Genomic DNA, 16,869 nt, shown 5'->3' with positions numbered 1-16,869 from the left:
GCTTATAGGAGTAATAAGCCGGGCTTATAAACATATAAGAAGGTTGAAAGGGAAAGACTGTGAAAAAGTTTTATTTTATAACTTCACAGGAGGTCTACCATGGAGATAGGCGGTAGCTTTTATGACAGAAAAGCCTACAGCACATGTTATATGTGTGCATGCAGGTGTGGTATAGAGGTATATGTAAGAAATAATAAAGTGACATACATAAAGGGCAACGACGACCATCCTACCAACAAAGGTGTTCTCTGTGCCAAGGGTTCCTCTGGCATAATGAAGGAATACAGCCCTGCAAGGCTAAGAAAACCACTTCTCAGAGTTGGTCCAAGAGGCTCCGGGCAATTCAGGGAGATTGAGTGGGAAGAAGCCCTTCAGATAGCCACCCAGTGGCTTGAGGAAGCTCGCAAAAAGGGACCTTACAAGATAGCCTTTTTCACAGGAAGGGACCAAATGCAACAGATAAACAGCTGGTTTGCATCCCAGCTTGGTACGGTTAACTGGGCAGCACACGGTGGTTTTTGCTCTGTTAACATTGCAGCAGCGGGCCTCTATTCTATCGGTGGTTCCTTCTGGGAGTTTGGAGAAGCGGATTTTGAAAACACCAAGTATTTTATGCTTATAGGTGTGGCCGAAGACCACTCTTCCAATCCCTTCAAGCTTGGCATTCAAGAGATGAAAAGAAAGGGTGGAAAGTTTGTGGTGGTAAACCCCGTAAGGTGGGGTTATGGAGCTGTAGCGGACGAGTGGGTACCCATAAAACCGGGCACAGATGGCGCCTTCTTTATGGGTATAATGCATGCGCTTTTCAAATACAACCTGGTAAACTGGGATTTTCTAAGAGAATATACCAACGCATCTTGGCTTGTAATTCAGGCTCCCGGCACTCCAAAGGATGGACTCTTTTATAGGAACCAGGAAGGCAAGCCCATGGTCTTTGACAAAAAGTCCCAGTCTTTTAAGCCTGCAGACAGGGTAGTGCCAGAGGACTTAGACCCTGCCTTTATAGGTGAATTTACCACGCCAGAGGGCTACAGGGTAAGACCAGCCTTTGAGATCTTTGCAGAGAGGCTTGTAAAAGACTATAGCCCAGAAAAAGTAGAGAAGATAACGGGCATACCCGCCAAGGACATAGAAAGGATAGCCAAGGAGATGGGCACCATAGCCCTATACCACCCCATAGAGCTTCCTATAGAGTGGGTGGATGTTTGGGGAAGAAAGCACAAAAAGGTTATAGGAAGGCCCGTATCCTTCCATGTTATGAGAGGAGTGGCATCCCACACCAACGGCTTTCAGACGGCCAGGACCATCTTCCTTCTTATGATGATGCTAGGAGTGGTAGATGTGCCCGGAGGCTTCCTCAACAAGCCACCCTATCCAAAGCACATTGAGGACCTACCGAAGCCTTATAAGATCACAAGGCCCGATGAGATAAAGTATGGAGAGGTTTACCCAGGACCGCATCTTGGATATCCACAAAGCCCAGATGACCTTTTAGTGGATGAGAAAGGCAACCCAGTTAGAATAGACCATGCTTATAGCTGGTGGTTCCCACTTACAGCACATGGCTGTATTCAAAACGTTATCCCTGCTGCATATGAAAGAAATCCTTACGGCATAGAAGTCTTGATGATATACATGGCAAATATGGCTTGGAACTCTTCCCAAAATATTCCTTACATAATAGAAGCCTTAACCGCCACAGACCCAGCTGGCAATTACATAATTCCAAAGGTGATAACCATAGATGCCTTTTACAGCGAGCAAGTGGCTTATTCCGACTTGGTTTTCCCAGATGCCACATACCTTGAGCAATGGTTTTCCCTTTCGCTTCTTGACAGGCCGCCTTCCGCGGTGGATGGTCCAGTGGATGCCCTCAGGCATCCTATTATAGACCCTGTGGCAAACGGCTACGACGTGAGAGGCTGGGGAGATGTGATGGTAGAGCTTGGCTCAAGGCTCAAGCTTCCTGGCTTTGTAAACCCAGATGGTTCAAGGAAGTATAAGGACTTTAAGGACTTTCTTATAAACTGGCAGATAAGGCCGGGAGTGGGAGCCTTGGCAGGATGGCGTGGCAAAAACGGAGACAAGCACTTTGTAGGAGAACCAAACCCCAACCAGCTTGAAATGTACATAAAGAATAAGGGCTTTTTCTACTACAAGCTCCCGGAAAACATGAGATATTACAGGCATGTTAACAAAGACTACCAAGAATGGGCAGTAAGCGTAGGCTTTATGAAAAAGGTGGCGCCCATAATCTTTAACTTCTACCTTGAGACCTTGCAGACCTTTAGGCTTGCCGGCCAAGGCCTATGGGAGGGCAAAAACCAACCACCCAACGACCCCATATTGAGGGAAAGGCTTATAAAGTACTTTGACCCTCTACCCTTCTGGTATCCACCCTTTGAGGAAGAGGTTTCCGGAAAGGACTACCCCCTTTATGCCTTTACACAAAGGCCCCAATGGATGTACCACTCTTGGGACTCACAAAACGCATGGCTAAGACAAATATCTTCAAGGAACTACCTTTACATGAACCCAAAAACGGCGGAAAAGCTTGGCATAAAGCACCTAGACTGGGTTTGGGTAGAGTCAAGGATAGGAAAGGTAAAATGCCAGGTCTTTTTGACAGAAACCACAGAACCCAACTCCGTATGGACCTGGAACGCCATAGGTAAAATGAAGGGAGCTTGGGGCCTCAAGCCAGAGGCCGAAGAGGGCCATGAGGGCTTTTTGTTGAACCATGTTATACCCCACAGCATAAAGATAGGAGGAAAAGAAATCTACTACGGAGACCCAATCACTGGCCACCTTGCCTGGTTTGACACAAAGGTAAAGGTTTATAAAGCTCAAGACCAAACGCCAGAAACCGCACCCCAGTTTGAGGTAAAACCTCTACCTTATATAGAAGAAAGGTGGGTGCCCGTCCTGAGGTATAAGCCGTGAAGGTAGTAGAAAAGAAAAGATACACCATTGAGGACTACGAGCGCTTGCCAGAGGGTAGCCCTTATCAACTTATTGAGGGAGAGCTTATCATGAGCCCAGCGCCAGGTTATGAGCATCAAGAAACAGAGAAGAGATTTTTTATTAAGCTATACGAGCTTGTGGAAAAGACAAAAAAAGGCAAAGTTTTTATAGCTCCTTTTGATGTCTACCTTGACCAAGAGAACGCCTATCAGCCTGATATAGTGGTGTTGCTTGAAGGTTCAAAAGCAAAGATAAGCCAAAAAGGTATAGAAGGAGCACCTGACATTGTTGTGGAAATACTCTCACCTTCAACAGCCTATTATGACCTGACGGAGAAAAAAGAAGTTTATGAGCGCTCAGGCGTTAAAGAATACTGGATTGTAGACCCAAAAAGAAAGACCTTTGAGGTTTACGCCAACTCCCAAGAAGGCTTTAAGCTCATATCCAAAGCAAAAGAAAAGGGCTCTGTAAAGTCTGAACTTCTGGGTATAGATTTAGACCTGAAAGAAGTATTTGGTGAGGTGTAAGCGATGCCTTTGACTAAGCTTTCTGAGTTGGTAAAGGATGCGGACATTTACATATCTCAGCACGCTCTTTACATAAACAAGCTGGAAAGAGCTATAAAGGAAGGCAAACCCTTTGAGCACAAGGACTGCCATAGCTGTAATTTTGGCAAAAGGTGGGATGAGTTGGTAGCTCCAGTAAAGGGGGAACTTCCAGAAGATGTAATGGCTGTATTGGAAGAGATAGAGAGTATTCACTGTGAATTTCATGAGATTAGCATGCAAATAGATTTAGAAAACAGGAAGGAAACTGATGCGGAAAACCTTAAGAGAATGAAAGAATTGTCAACTAAACTTTTTCAAAAACTTTTATCTCTAAAACAGCTAATTAATAAGGAGGCTTAGGCATGGCACAGTTTGCCCTTGTAATAGACCTAAACACATGCGTTGGCTGTCATGCCTGCGCTACCAACTGTAAGGAGTGGAACACTCAAGCTGCCTTTGGTCCCCTTTCCGACTTTGACCCCTATGGAAAGGAACCACAGGGCGTATGGTATAACAGGATAATGAGCTATGAGATGGGTGAATTTCCCAACACGCAGGTCTTTCATCTTCCCAAGTCCTGTCTGCACTGTCAGGATGCGCCCTGTGTGCCTGTCTGTCCAACTGGAGCCAGCTATAAGAGAGAGCAGGATGGTATAGTGCTGGTAAACTACGATGACTGCATAGGCTGTAAACTCTGCTCCTGGTCATGCCCCTACGGCTGTAGGGAGTTTGATGAAGCGGACAAGGTGATGAAAAAGTGCACCCTCTGCATAGACAGGATATACGACGAGTCCCTGCCACCAGAACATAGAAGACCTGCCTGTGTTCTTACCTGTCCTGCAAGGGCGAGGTTCTTTGGGGACATAGAAGACCCAGAAAGTGAAGTATACAGAGTTATAAAGGAGCGAAACGGCTTCGTGCTCTTCTCTGATATGGGAACAAACCCCGGCAATCACTATCTACCAAGGACAGAAACAAAGGTTCATGTGGATGAACACCTCTTAAAGCACGATAACCCGCTCTTCCTTGAAGTTTTAAGAAGACATCATGTAGGAGGTTAAGCATGCACCCACCAGTCTCTCTTATATGGTTTTTCCTTACCGCCGGTGTTTCTATAGGCCTCTTTACCTTTACCTACTTTATGGAATTTCTCACTCTCTTTGGCAGAAACACTGCCATGCCCAGGAATGCGGTTCTTATATCTCTCATCATTTCTCTCATTCTCATAGGTCTGGGTGCTATAGGGGCAAGTTTTCACCTTGGACACAAGTTGAGAGCGTGGAAGGCAATAAGACGTTTTCACACCTCCTGGCTTTCAAGGGAGGCAGTCTTCAGCGGGGCTTATGGTTTTACCCTACTTCTGTATGGGCTTTCTTACTACTTTAACGCACAGCCCTTTTTGCAGCACTTGCTTGGAATAACAACCTTTATCCTCGGCTGGCTTTCAGCCCTCTCTACTGCCATGATATATGCCAGCAACAAGTTCGTGCTTGAGTGGAACACATCTTTCACAGTTCTTTACTACCTCAATATGTATCTCATGCTTGGCTCTTCAGCCTTTCTGGCTCTTACTTACCACTACAGACCGGAGTTTATTCCCGCCTACCTTTTCCTTACCTTCCTTTTCCTGTCCCTGGGTCTTGCCTTCAGGATAGCCTTTAACATAAGACAGTTTCTCATATCAAGACCCACCATAAACGAAGCCCTCAACCTTCCTCACAACAGACCAATCAGGGTTCTTGACACGGGTAGCACCACCGATAACTACTGCACCACGGAGTTCTACTACAAAAAAGGGAAAGACCTTCTGGGCTCTGTTCTTCCCGTTGCATACATACTCACCTTCGTGGTTCCCCTCTTTCTGGTGCTCTACTCCTGGATTACTGGCAACTATAACTACACCTTCTACGCCATAACCTTTGCAAGCCTCGTGGTGGGGAGCTTTCTCGAAAGGTGGTGCTTCTTTGTGGAAGGAAACCATGTGCAGAACCTCTTTTATGGGCTTTATCCTGAGGAGGGCTACAGGCTGAGAAAGGGCTACATGGAGAGGAAAAAGACTGTTATAAGGCTCTAATCCTCCTTCTGGCACTCCTCTTTTATTCTTTCAACCACCGCCCTGAAGAGGGGCAGTGCGGTTGAGTTTATGTCTACATATGCTCTCCCCGCAAGAGAAAAGTCGTAGATGTGGACCACTTCGTTCCTGAGCCTGACCGTTTTTGCGATTTTCTCCGCAACTTCCCTGCTGAGAAGACCCACCGAATAAAAGCCCTTTAGGCAATCCATGGGTGAGTTGCACTCAAGCCCCTTCTTTTCAAGCAGAAAAAGTCTTATTGTCTTCCACAGGCTTTCAAAGGTGTATTCAAACCTCTTTGTAGCCACTTCGTAGAGAAGCTCCTCTTCAAGCCTTTCCTCAAGAGCCCTTACCCCTTCCAGCTTTTTCAGAGCCTTCTCTGTCTGAACCAGCTTTTTAAGTAGTCTCTCCCCACATGCCATAGCACCGCTCCTTTTATGATACTTTCAAGGAACTCTTCCGAAAGCCTTCTTATTTCCACCAGCTCAATCTTTCTGGGTGTATCCACTCTCAGACTCAGCTCCTCTACAATCTCAAGGAACAGCCTGTCATCAAGGGGTTCAAGACAGTCCAGTGCAAGGTCTATGTCGGAAAGCTCCGTATCCTCTCCCAGAGCGGTTGAGCCATACAGCAGAAGAAGGCATTTTTCCATGTTTAGCCTTTCTCCCAGAGTCTGAAGCACCTGCCCTCTTAACCTTTCTATCTCCTTCTTTCCCATCACCAGTCAAAGGGGATTATGTCCACCACCTGCCCTGCCTTAAGCTCATGCACGTCCTCGTATACCACCATGTAACAGTTGGCATCCACGTAGGAGGTGAGCATGTGGGACTGGGTTTTTGGGGAGTAGTCGCAGAAGAGCCTTCCATCTCTCTGCCAGAATCTTGCCCTCACAAACTCCCTTCTTTCCGCATCTTTTCTTGAAAAGCCCCTCACCAGCTCCGCCCTGTATAGAGGCGGTCTGCACTCCTGAAATCCCTGCATCCTCCTTATGGCAGGCTTTACAAGAAGGTCAAAAGCCATGATGCAGGAAACAGGGTTTCCAGGAAGACCGAAGAAGAGGCTCCTGCCCCTTCTTGCAAGGAGCACTGGCTTTGCAGGCTTTATCCTGAGCTTGTGAAAGAGGACCTCAAAGCCCATCTCCTTTACGAGCCTCTGCACAAAGTCCTTATCACCAACAGACACGCCTCCCGTGCTTACAAATATGTCAAAGCTCTCCACATCCCTGAGCACCCTTTCTATCTCCTCAGGCTCATCCCTCACTATCCCTAAGTGAACCACTTCACACCCAAGCTCTAAAGCCCCCGCATACAGGGCATGGTTGTTGGAGCTTCTTATGTGAGAGGGCCTTTCGAGGGCTTCTCCCAGCTCCCTTATTTCATCCCCCGTTGAGAGGATGGCAACCTTCGGTCTTCTGAAGACCTCCACCATTACTCTGCCCACAGAAGCCATAAGACTAACCTCATACCTTCTGACTCTTGTCCCCCTCTGGAGGATTACCTCACCTCCTTTTATCTCTTCACCCCTCAGTCTTACATTGGCACCCTTTCTTAGGGACTTTTCCACAAGCACATACTCTCCTTCAAGCTTTGTAAACTCCACGGGCACCACCGTGTCCGCACCCTCTGGTATGGGAGCCCCGGTGAATATCCTTACCGCTGTGCCCTTTTCCACTCTTATGTCCGCATCACCACCCGCCGGAGCCTCTCCCACAAGCCTGAGCCTTGCAGGGACTTCTGAGATGTCCTCACTTCTGACCGCATAACCATCCATTGCAGAGTTGTCAAAGGGAGGCTTGTCTGTATCCGCCTTTATGTCCTCTGCAAGCACTCTGTCAAGGGTATTCCACAGGAAAATCTTTTCAGTGGGCAAGGGTTCTGTGTTTTCGAGTAGCAGCTCCAGTGCATCCTCGTAAGGTGTTAGCATGGAGAATATATTAACGCATTCTACTTAACACCCGCCAGCCACTTGCTCACCAGCTCTATCTCCATCTCCGACAGACCCTGACCCCATGGGCACCTTCTGGCGAGCTCCGCAACCGCCTCCGGCTTGCCTTTATATTTTTCCTTCAGATAGCCCAGTGGCTTCTTGTCCTTATCGGTGTGGCATCTCATACAGGAGTTTTTGAAAATGAGCTCTCCTTCCACAGCGAAGCTAAGATTTATAAGAAATAGCACAGCAAAAAGCCTCTTCATGTCAGCACCTCCAGTTTAAAATATCCCTTAATGCTAAAGATAGCCCTGACGGGAAACCTTGGCTCGGGCAAGTCCACTGTGGGAAGGTTTTTTCAGGAAGCGGGCTTTCAGGTTTTTGATGCAGATGGGATTATAAGGAGCTTTTACGAAGAAAGGGGTGAGGTCTACACAGAGGTGGTAAGGGCTTTTGGCAGTGAAATACTTGATGAAGGTGGAGAAATTGACAGGAAAAGGCTTGCTGACATGGTTTTTAAGGACGCTGAAAAGCTCAGGCTTTTAGAGAATATAACCCACATAGCCCTTTACAAAAGGCTTGAAGAGGAGTTCAGGAAAATTCCAGAAAAGGGTGTGGTAGTTGTTGAGGCAAGCCTTCTCGTGGAAAAGGGCACCTACAGAAACTACCATGCAACTCTTCTGGTGTATGCACCCTATGAGGTATGCAGAGATAGAGCCCTGAGAGCTGGCTACAGTCCTGAAGACTTTGAAAGAAGGTGGAAAAATCAGATGCCTCCAGAGAAAAAGCTCAGATACGCCCACTTTATTTTGGAGAACAGGGGAACTCTGGATAACCTTAGAAGTAGAACACTTGAGCTTGTGAGGGTTTTCAGAAACTGGGTGGAGTTTCAGAATGAAGGAATATCTTGAGATACTCAGAAGGGAAGTGGCAACAGCCAGCAAGAGCCTGAAGATAGCCTCTCCCTGGATTGACCAGTGCATGCTTGAAAAACTCCTCGAGGTGCTTCCTAGAGGTGTGAGGCTTGAGGTTATACTCAGAGCCGGGGAGCTTAGGGACTTGAGCATAACGGGAGAGGGCACTTTTAAAGCTCTTGAAAGGTATGGTGCTGAGCTATACATAAACGAAAAGCTTCATGCGAAGCTCATACTGATAGACGACAGACTAGCCCTTGTGGGTTCTGCAAACCTCACAAGACCGGGACTTGAGGAGGATGGCAATTTAGAGGTCATGGTCGCCCTGCATGGAGAGGAGGCAAGGAGGCTTCTTGAGCTCTTTGAGGACTACAAAAGAAGGTCTGTAAGACTCTTTGAGGATACGGTGGCGGTTGTTCTGTCCGTTGAATCTTCCACAGAGGCGGTGGTGGCTCTCTTTGAAAACCTCCCAGAGCAGTCCTTTCTGTGGGCTCAAAGGGAGCATGGAAGGCTTCTGTGCAAGCTCACAAAGGTATACACCCATACAGGTCAGCCAGAATCCTTAGAGGGTCCCTCTGAAAGCAGGGTCTGGGCTGTTGCCTACCTCAGAACCTCTCTCAGGGCGTCTGGTCTTATGGGAAAGGTCAGGGTGCTCCTTGAGCTCAGAGAAAAAGAGGAGGGCTACTTTGGCACACCCCTCTCCGGTCTTCGTCCGGGTGACCAGCTTCTTCCTGTAAGAGAGGGGGATGAGGACCTCAAGAGGGTTATGAAAACAAACCTCTCTGGCTATTCAATGGACTTGCCTGTGAGGGTTGGAAACCTTGTGGGAAGGCCAGTATCAGTTTATGTGGACCTTGCAAAAATAAGCTCCATGCACATGGCTATCCTCGGGACCACAGGCTCTGGAAAGACCACCTTTGTGGCAAGGCTCATTGAAAACACGCCACCCGCTGTATGCAAAACCTTTGTCTTTGACCTGTTCGGAGAGTACAGGCAGAAGCTCAGAATTGAAGAGAGCAGAATTCACCACGTAAGAATACCCTATACACTTCTTCCTCTATGGGTGGAGGATATAAAGGAGCTCTTTAGAGAATATGGACTTTTACTTCAGGAGAAAGGTGAGGAGGAAAGGACATTCCTCACCCACATGAGGACTTACATAAAACCGGACCTCAGACTCTCCGCTTATGCTGAAAGAGGCCTGGGAGACATGCTCCTTGAGGCTTCTAAGGGTGGACTGAAAAAGGAGGTGCTTGAAGTGCTCCGTATGTTGTCAAAAGACATGGGTGAAGAGGTCCTCCAGAATCAACCACAAGTCTTCAGGTTGCTGGGTGAAGCCCTCAGCTCACCTGCTGATGTGGTCATAATAGACCTCAGGGATGTGGTGAACATAAACACCAGGCTAAACATGACGGGGCTCCTTCTCAGAGAGATAATGTCCATTGCCAGGTCAAAACCTTCAAGAAGGCTCCTTGTTCTTGAAGAAGCTCACAACTTTGCTCCAGAGAGGGGAGCCACGGAGGTTCCTGCAGGCAGGGAGAACCTGGCCATAAGTATGACAAAGAGGATAGCCCTTGAAGGAAGAAAGTTTGGAGTTGGTCTTCTGGCTGTCTCTCAGAGACCTGCAAACTTGAGCAAGTATGTGCTCTCTCAACTCAACACTCAGGCAATCTTCAGGCTGATAACGCAGAATGACATAAACGCAGTTTCACAGTTCTTTGAATATCCCTACGAAGACCAGGTCAGGTTGTTACCCACCCTCAAACCGGGTCACCTTTTCCTGAGCGGTATAGCCGTGCCCTTCAGCATGCTTTTAGAAATAGAACTCTAAATCTCCTTGCTGTCAAGTATTATGGTAACAGGTCCCCAGTTGACTATATGAACCTCCATCATGGCACCGAACATACCACACTGGGTGGGCACATGCTCCGAGAGTCTTTCTACAAAGAGCTCATAGAGCTCCCTTGCCCTCTCAGGCTTTTCTGCAAGCTCAAAGCTGGGTCTTCTGCCCTTTCTTATGTTGGCATAGAGCGTAAACTGGGATACAACAAGTGCAGAGCCCATTATATCAAGAAGAGAAAGGTTGAACTTTCCGGAGGAGCCTTCAAAGATACGCAGGTTTATTATCTTTTCTACGAGCTTTTTAACGTCATCTTCAGTATCACCCACCCCAACCCCCAGTAGTATGTTGAGCCCCTCACCTATGCGTGCAACCTCCGAGCCATCCACAAGAACCCTTGACTCTTTTACCCTTTGCAGAACAGCCCTCATGGTGTAAAATTTTATTGTAGAATAAGGAGAAAGGAGGGAAGCATGAAAAAGCTTGGTTTCTTACTCATGAGCTCTGCACTCCTCTATGCACAGGACTTTTCTAACATGAGGATTCTTGATGGTGTAAATCAGGTCCAGAGAAGCATTGAGCTTGCAAAGAGAGCAGAAATTGACCTCAAAGACCCATATCACTTTGAGAAGGCGAGGACAAGCAGAGATGTGGCAAACTCCCTTGCTTCCAGTCTGGATGAGGCTGGCTCAAGGCTCTTTATGGTAAAGAGCTTCAGTGCCCTTTCAAAGGCAAGGGCAGGAAGGGTGGAGCTTGATAACATTGAATTCATAGAGCAGGCAGAGGTAAAGAGGGTTAAGAAGGTTGAATACGGTGAGTATGGTGAGCCACTATACTATGATGAGGAGGAAGGCTCAAGAATAAGGGTTGAGTATGAAAAGAGTCTTGGGCTGGACATAAGCTCTCTCAATTCAAGCCTCAAGTATGCAAGAGAGAACAGGGCTCTTAGCTGTGCACCCGCCGAGCTTGCAAGGGCTGAGGTTTATTATGATGCCATGGCTTACGAGCTCTCAAAACCCCAGCCAAGCATTACAAAGGTTGTGGATTTTTACGGAAAGGCGCAGACTGAAATAAACACTGCCATACAGAAAGTAAACATAGCCAGGGACGGAAACCTTGAATGCTACACAGGTAAGCCCTTCCTTCCGGAGCTTGCAAAGGCTGAACCAGCTCCTCCTCCCGCTCCAGCTCCCAAGCCACCTCAGCCTCAGGAAGAGCTCCTCATGGTGACCGCAAGGGTTCACTTTGATTTTGATAAACACAACATAAAGAGGGAATACATACCGCTTCTTAATGAGGTGGTTAAAGCTCTCAAGGAAAACCCTGGCGTGAGAGTAAGGATAGAGGGCTTTACCGACAGCATCGGTCCAAAGGCTTACAATGACAGGCTTGCTCTAAGGAGAGCTCAGGCTGTAAGAGACTACCTTATTAAAGCTGGTATACCTTCAGAGAGGATAGAAATAGCAGGCTTTGGAAAGGAAAGATACATAGCGGACAACGCCACACCCATTGGTAGGCTTACCAACAGAAGGGCAGAGTTTATAGTGATTCAGGTGCCCGGTCAGTAAAGGCAGACGCCAAAGTCTTCAAATCTTTTATCCCCGCGGGCATCCATGAGGAACCTGAAGAGCCTGCTTTCTGAACCTGTGTAGAGCCTGAAGGTTTTTACTGGCTTACAGCCCTCAAAGGACCCAAGCCTGAAAATTACAAGCGAGCCTGCCTCTGGCTGTCTGTCCCTTATTATTCTTCTCTCCGCATAGAAGGGTAGGCTATGGTGAAAGTGCCCCACCTCGTAAGTTGGTTTAACTGCAGAAGGGTCAAGCCTCCTTATAAACTCTCCAAGCTCTCTGACCCATCTTTTCTCTTCGAGCTCTGGCAGAAGCCCCAGCTTGAGAAATACTATCAACAGAAGACCTGCCATTGCCGGAGAAAGTCTGAAATCTCTCAGAAATAGAAGAAGAGGAAGGGGCAATAGAAGAAGCAACAGAGGACTGAGCGAGAAGAAAAGCACGCCAGCAAAAAGTAAGAGCACCACAAGGGCTGAAACAGACAGAGACAGAGCTTTTTTAACCCTTCCCCACTCCTCAGAAATCAAGAAGCCAGAGGTGATTATGGCAAGGGCAGGAAAGGCAGGAAGCACATACACGGGTATCTTCTGGGCTACAAGGCTGAAAAGTCCATACACAAAGGCAAACCACACAAGAGGAAAAGCGTATTCTCTCCTCACCCTGAGGACTACCCATACAAGGGCGGGGAAGAAGAGTATGGAGTAGGGCAGAAAGCTCACATTCAGGTCAGCAAGATAAAAGTAAAAAGGCTCATCACCATGATACACACGCCTGAGATTTTCCCTGTAGAAGACCTCCCAGAACAGGCTTCCCTTTGTAAATATCTGATATACATGCCACCACAGACCCAGCACTATGGCCAGAAGGCTAAGCATATAATACCTGAGCCTGAGAAGCTCCCCAGGGTTTGTAAAGAGCAGGTAAAAAAAGACCACACCAGCTGGCAGCACAAAGCCAGCAGGACCCTTCACAAGCATGGCAAGGGAAGAAGAAAGAAAGGCAAGAGGGAGAAGGAGGAAAACCCCCCTTCTGTAGTATAGAAGCCAGAAGTATAGGCTCAGTGTTATGAAGAGGGTAAAGGGCACCTCCGGAGATGCATACTGAGAGTTGGCAAAGAACTGCACAGAAAGGGTAAGGACAAGAAAGCTCAGAAGCCCAATTCTCCAGCTCCCTGTGAGCTCCCTCGCCATTAGCATTGTTATCAACCCCGTCCCCAGTCCGAGGAGAGCATGCATGAGCCTGAGACCCCACTCGTTAACACCCAGAAGAGAGTATCCAGTAGCCACAAGCCAGTAGGTCATGGGTGGCTTGTTGAGCCTCAGCTCTCCGTTGTAGTAGGGTGTTATGAAGTCTCCACTCTGGAGCATCCTGCGTGCAGAGTCTGCATAGAAGGCTTCGTTGGGAGACCAGACCTGAAAGGCACCAAGATTAAAAAAATAGAGAACTGGCACCAGCAGAGCCAGAAGATAAAGCATGCTACAATTATAAACATGAAAAGCATACCTTTCATAAGCCTCAGGTATTATGCATACCTTGTCTCCCTCCTCCTTTTGCTACTGAGCCTTCTATCCCTTGCCTACAGGGGCCTTAACCTGGGGCTTGACTTTACAGGAGGAAGTGTTCTTGAGGTGAAGTTTGAAAAGCCTGTGAAGGTGGGAGATGTGAGAAAGCTTCTGGAAGGTGCGGGCTACTCCCACTTTCAGGTTCAGGACACCGCTCAGGGGACGGTTATTGTAAAGCTCAGGCTCGGAGACCCTTCAGAAAGAGCCCTTGAGGAACTGAAAAAGCTTTCTAAATATGAACTCATAAGGTCTGAGAGCATAGGGGGTATAATAACATCAGAACTGCGTCAGAAAGCCATATGGGCAATGCTTGTAGCCATTGGTGGCATACTCCTCTATCTTGGATACAGGTTTGAGCCTCTCTGGGCACTGGGCGCCATAGTTGCTCTGGCTCATGATGTGCTTATAGTGGTGGGAGCTTACTCCATAACCCAGAGGGAGGTTAACCTTGATGTGGTGGCAGCACTCCTCATAGTGGCAGGATATTCTGTATCGGATACGGTGGTTGTCTTTGACAGGATAAGGGAAAACCTGCGCATAAGAAAGGGAACACCTTTCAGAGAGCTTATAGACACCTCCATAAACCAGACCCTTGCGAGAACCTTGATGACCTCCCTTACCACCTTTGTAGTATCCCTTACCCTTTTCCTGTTTGGAGGTCCTGCCCTTTCCAACATAATGTTTGCCTTTGTGGTGGGCGTTGTGGTGGGCACGCTCTCTTCTATCTTTGTGGCCAGCGCACTGGTCTTTGACATTAAGAGCAGGCTCAGACCACAGCCTGTGAGTGTATAATTTTGTTAATGAGGGATATAATTCTCAGAGTAGGTGCTTTCTTAATCCTTCCCCTTATTCTTGTGGGCGCTTTCCTTCTCTGGAAAAGTTACACAAATCGCAAACTTCAGGAGCTTGCATACAAGGAGTATGAAATAAGAAAACTCCTGCAAGCGGGGAACTACATGAAGGCAAAGGAGCTGATAGATTCAGCTTCCTCAAAGGATAGCTCCTTCAGGTCTCTTTTCCTCTCCTACGAGCTATACATGGCAGAACACACAAAGGATGTGAAGGTTAATGAAGAGGCTGTTGCTCATGAAGTAGTGAAGAGCCTGAAGGACAGAGAGCTCCAATCCCTATACAGGGAAAGGTATGCCTATGAGCTTTTCAAGAAGGGCAAAAACAGGGAGGCTCTTAGAGAGTTGGAAGGTATTAGGGAAGAAGATTTTAACTATGTGAGCGCCCTTCTGCTCAAGGCACAGGTGCTCAGGAAAGAGGGAAGGACGCAGGAAGCACAGGCTCTTCTGAAAAAGATTGAGGAGAAATTCCCCAACACTTACTTTGCCAACATTGCACAAGCTCTTTCTCTTATGGGGGAATAGTATGAAAGACCTTCTTATAGAAATAGGAACTGAGGAGCTGCCCGCCGGTGTTATACTGTCTGCTCTGAACTATATGAAGGAGAGGCTTTCCCAGATTCTACACAGGCACGATATACAGGCCTTCGCAACACCCAGAAGGCTTGCCTTCTTTGTAAAAAACCTTGAAAACATTGCCCCAGAGAGAGAGGAAATTATCTACGGTCCACCCGTCAAGGTGGCCTATGAGGAGGGAAAGCCCACAAGAGCGCTCCTTGCCTTTCTTGAAAGAAACAGGGCAGACATGGAGGACCTTGTTGAACTTCATAAAGGTGAGGGACTCTACACCGCCATAAGGAGAAGGGTAAGGGAAGTCTCACCTCTTGAAAGACTCTCTCAGCAGTTTGAGGAGCTTCTCCAGTCTGCCCCTTTTCCGAGAACCATGAGATGGGATTCCTCAAACCTCAGATTTTCAAGACCCATCAGGTGGATATGCGCCCTCTACGGTGATGAAGTTCTGCCCTTCTCCTTTGGAAGGGTAAAGGCAGGCAGGTTCACCCTCGGCCACAGAATTCTATCCCCAGGACCAATAGAACTGAAGAGGGCAGGAGATTATATGGAGGTTCTAAGGAACAACTACGTGATTGCAGATTACAGGGAGAGGCTTGGCATGGTGCTTGCCTTCCTTCAGGATGAAGCCTATGCCCTTGGCGGAAGGCCTCTATATCCCGAGGGTCTGGAGGAGGAGGTAACAAACCTAGTGGAGTTCCCCTTTGCGGTGGTAGGGAAGTTTGATGAAAGCTACCTTGAGCTTCCAGACAGGGTCATAATGACCGTCCTTGCACACCATCAGAGGTTCTTCTGTGTGGAGAAGGAGGGTAAACTCCTACCTTACTTCATAGCCATAAGCAACAACTATCCCAGGGATGGGGTGATAGTAAAAGGCTACGAGAAGGTGATTAGGGCAAGGCTTGAGGATGCCCTCTTCTTCTACAGAGAGGACCTCAAAAGGCCCCTTGAGGAGCTTGTTCCCGGGCTTTCTGAAGTCCTTTTCCATCCAAAGGCTGGCAGTATGCTCCAGAAGGTAAGAAGGGTTGGAGCCCTTGCCATGAAGCTGGCGGACCTCCTTGGGCTGTCTGAAGAAAAGAAGAGAAAGATAGAGAGGGCAAGCCAGCTATGCAAGGCAGACCTTCTGACGCAGATGGTGAGGGAGTTTGATGAGCTTCAGGGATACATGGGGTATGTTTACGCTTTGAGGCAGGGCGAAGACCCTGAGGTTGCCCTTGCTATCTATGAGCATTACCTTCCTGTGCGTCCAACAGACCCACTGCCCTCCAGCCATATTTCTGCGGTGCTCTCCCTTGCGGACAGGCTTGATAGCCTTAGCACCTTCATGGCTGTGGGTGAGTCTCCCAGCGGAAGCTCAGACCCCTATGGTATGAGAAGACTTGCCCATGGGCTCTTTGCCATAATAGATGCCTTTGGCTGGGATGTGGACCTTTCTCAACTTCTTGAAGGGTCCCATGAGGATGTTAGAAAGTTTCTTGAAGCAAGGCTTGAAGCTTACCTTGACCCCTATGGCTATGACCTTGTGAGGGCAGTTCTTGAAGTTAAAAATCCGCTGAGACCTTACGAAGTGATAAACACGGTAAAAACCCTTGCCAGCCTGAGGGAGGAGGAAGAATTTAAACATATAGCTGAAGCCTACAGGAGGGTAGTGAGGATACTGCCTCCAGAATGGGGGGAAGGTATGGTGAAAGAAGGGCTGCTTCTTGAAGAGGAAGAGAAAAGGCTCTGGGAAGCCTTAAGGGGGCTTGAGGGCACGCAGGATTTGCTCAGTCTCTCAGCTCTGAAAGAACCCATAGACAACTTCTTTGATAAAGTGCTGGTAATGGACCCCAGGGAGGAAATAAGGAAAAACAGGCTTGCCCTCTTATACAGAATAAAAAAACTTTTCAACAGGTTTGCGGATTTTAGCAAGATAGTAACAGAAGGAGGCTATAAATGATGAAAAACCATAGACGCTACTTGACAGTATCTGGAGGAGGGATTAATTTATGCTCCTGAAAAATTCCTGTTGTCATGACTGGAGGAGTCCTTTGAAAAGGAAAGAGAAGTTTCAGCTAT

At 47.7% G+C, this 16,869-nt stretch carries 16 protein-coding genes and 1 pseudogene; 11 read left to right on the top strand and 6 right to left on the bottom strand.

Translation table 11 applies throughout. The features are described from left to right. The first annotated feature begins 4 nt into the window (after positions 1–4). From sreA to sreC, 5 genes and pseudogenes are all read left to right on the top strand, one after another. Positions 5–2,943 (top strand): annotated as a pseudogene (sreA, locus tag WHS43_08565) (sulfur reductase subunit SreA). Further along, complete coding sequence (locus tag WHS43_08560; protein MEJ5339689.1) at positions 2,940–3,491, top strand: Uma2 family endonuclease; 552 nt, start codon at positions 2,940–2,942, stop codon at positions 3,489–3,491. The pseudogene sreA and the gene WHS43_08560 overlap by 4 nt, the downstream one beginning before the upstream one ends. A gap of 3 nt (positions 3,492–3,494) precedes the next feature. Continuing rightward, positions 3,495–3,872, top strand: a complete 378-nt coding sequence (locus tag WHS43_08555) for a CZB domain-containing protein (GenBank protein MEJ5339688.1) — start codon at positions 3,495–3,497, stop codon at positions 3,870–3,872. 2 nt (positions 3,873–3,874) lie between these two features. Further along, positions 3,875–4,573, top strand: a complete 699-nt coding sequence (gene sreB, locus WHS43_08550; protein MEJ5339687.1) for a sulfur reductase subunit SreB — start codon at positions 3,875–3,877, stop codon at positions 4,571–4,573. A 2-nt stretch (positions 4,574–4,575) separates the two neighbouring features. After that, positions 4,576–5,586 (top strand): sulfur reductase subunit SreC, encoded by a 1,011-nt coding sequence (sreC, locus tag WHS43_08545; protein MEJ5339686.1) that lies wholly within the window; start codon positions 4,576–4,578, stop codon positions 5,584–5,586. Here the strand turns inward: sreC and WHS43_08540 are convergent. Genes WHS43_08540 through WHS43_08525 form a run of 4 tightly spaced genes read right to left on the bottom strand, consistent with a single transcriptional unit; the run spans position 5,583 to position 7,775 of the window. Continuing rightward, positions 5,583–6,005 carry a nucleotidyltransferase substrate binding protein gene (locus WHS43_08540; GenBank protein ID MEJ5339685.1) on the bottom strand — a complete coding sequence of 141 codons (423 nt, stop codon included), beginning with the start codon at positions 6,003–6,005 and terminating at the stop codon, positions 5,583–5,585. The two genes, sreC and WHS43_08540, sit on opposite strands and share 4 nt — an antisense overlap. Further along, positions 5,951–6,301, bottom strand: a complete 351-nt coding sequence (locus WHS43_08535; protein MEJ5339684.1) for a nucleotidyltransferase domain-containing protein — start codon at positions 6,299–6,301, stop codon at positions 5,951–5,953. Before WHS43_08535 ends, WHS43_08540 begins: the two co-directional genes overlap by 55 nt. Beyond that, a complete protein-coding gene (gene glp, locus WHS43_08530; GenBank protein ID MEJ5339683.1) occupies positions 6,301–7,506 on the bottom strand; it encodes a gephyrin-like molybdotransferase Glp in 1,206 nt (401 codons plus the stop codon). The genes WHS43_08535 and glp overlap by 1 nt, the downstream gene beginning before the upstream one ends. A 20-nt stretch (positions 7,507–7,526) precedes the next feature. Continuing rightward, positions 7,527–7,775, bottom strand: coding sequence for a cytochrome c (locus WHS43_08525; protein ID MEJ5339682.1), 249 nt, complete (start codon positions 7,773–7,775; stop codon positions 7,527–7,529). 30 nt (positions 7,776–7,805) lie between these two features. On the opposite strand from WHS43_08525, the gene coaE reads away from it, so the two are divergent. Further along, positions 7,806–8,420, top strand: coding sequence for a dephospho-CoA kinase (gene coaE, locus WHS43_08520; protein ID MEJ5339681.1), 615 nt, complete (start codon positions 7,806–7,808; stop codon positions 8,418–8,420). Then, on the top strand, positions 8,404–10,254 hold the full coding sequence (locus tag WHS43_08515; protein MEJ5339680.1) for a DUF87 domain-containing protein: 1,851 nt from the start codon (positions 8,404–8,406) through the stop codon (positions 10,252–10,254). The genes coaE and WHS43_08515 overlap by 17 nt, the downstream gene beginning before the upstream one ends. Here WHS43_08515 and dtd read toward each other — a convergent pair. Continuing rightward, positions 10,251–10,694, bottom strand: coding sequence for a D-aminoacyl-tRNA deacylase (gene dtd / locus WHS43_08510; protein MEJ5339679.1), 444 nt, complete (start codon positions 10,692–10,694; stop codon positions 10,251–10,253). The two genes, WHS43_08515 and dtd, sit on opposite strands and share 4 nt — an antisense overlap. A gap of 42 nt (positions 10,695–10,736) precedes the next feature. On the opposite strand from dtd, the gene WHS43_08505 reads away from it, so the two are divergent. Then, entirely contained in the window at positions 10,737–11,831 is a 1,095-nt protein-coding gene (locus WHS43_08505; protein MEJ5339678.1) for an OmpA family protein, read from the top strand. Here the strand turns inward: WHS43_08505 and WHS43_08500 are convergent. Further along, complete coding sequence (locus tag WHS43_08500) at positions 11,825–13,306, bottom strand: glycosyltransferase family 39 protein (protein MEJ5339677.1); 1,482 nt, start codon at positions 13,304–13,306, stop codon at positions 11,825–11,827. The two genes, WHS43_08505 and WHS43_08500, sit on opposite strands and share 7 nt — an antisense overlap. A 15-nt stretch (positions 13,307–13,321) precedes the next feature. Between WHS43_08500 and secF the strand changes: the two genes are divergently transcribed. The 3 genes from secF to glyS are packed head-to-tail and all read left to right on the top strand — an operon-like array spanning position 13,322 to position 16,750. Then, a complete protein-coding gene (gene secF, locus WHS43_08495) occupies positions 13,322–14,185 on the top strand; it encodes a protein translocase subunit SecF (protein MEJ5339676.1) in 864 nt (287 codons plus the stop codon). 8 nt (positions 14,186–14,193) lie between these two features. Next, positions 14,194–14,766: a tetratricopeptide repeat protein gene (locus WHS43_08490; protein MEJ5339675.1), complete on the top strand. Its 573-nt coding sequence runs from the start codon at positions 14,194–14,196 to the stop codon at positions 14,764–14,766. 1 nt (position 14,767) lies between these two features. Then, on the top strand, positions 14,768–16,750 hold the full coding sequence (gene glyS, locus WHS43_08485) for a glycine--tRNA ligase subunit beta (GenBank protein ID MEJ5339674.1): 1,983 nt from the start codon (positions 14,768–14,770) through the stop codon (positions 16,748–16,750). Positions 16,751–16,869 lie beyond the last annotated feature (119 nt).

The sequence above is a fragment of the Aquificaceae bacterium genome (assembly GCA_037481935.1).
Classification (GTDB): domain Bacteria; phylum Aquificota; class Aquificia; order Aquificales; family Aquificaceae; genus Pampinifervens.
Note: the sequence above shows the minus strand (reverse complement) of the source record. Positions and strands in the feature narration are given on the sequence as shown.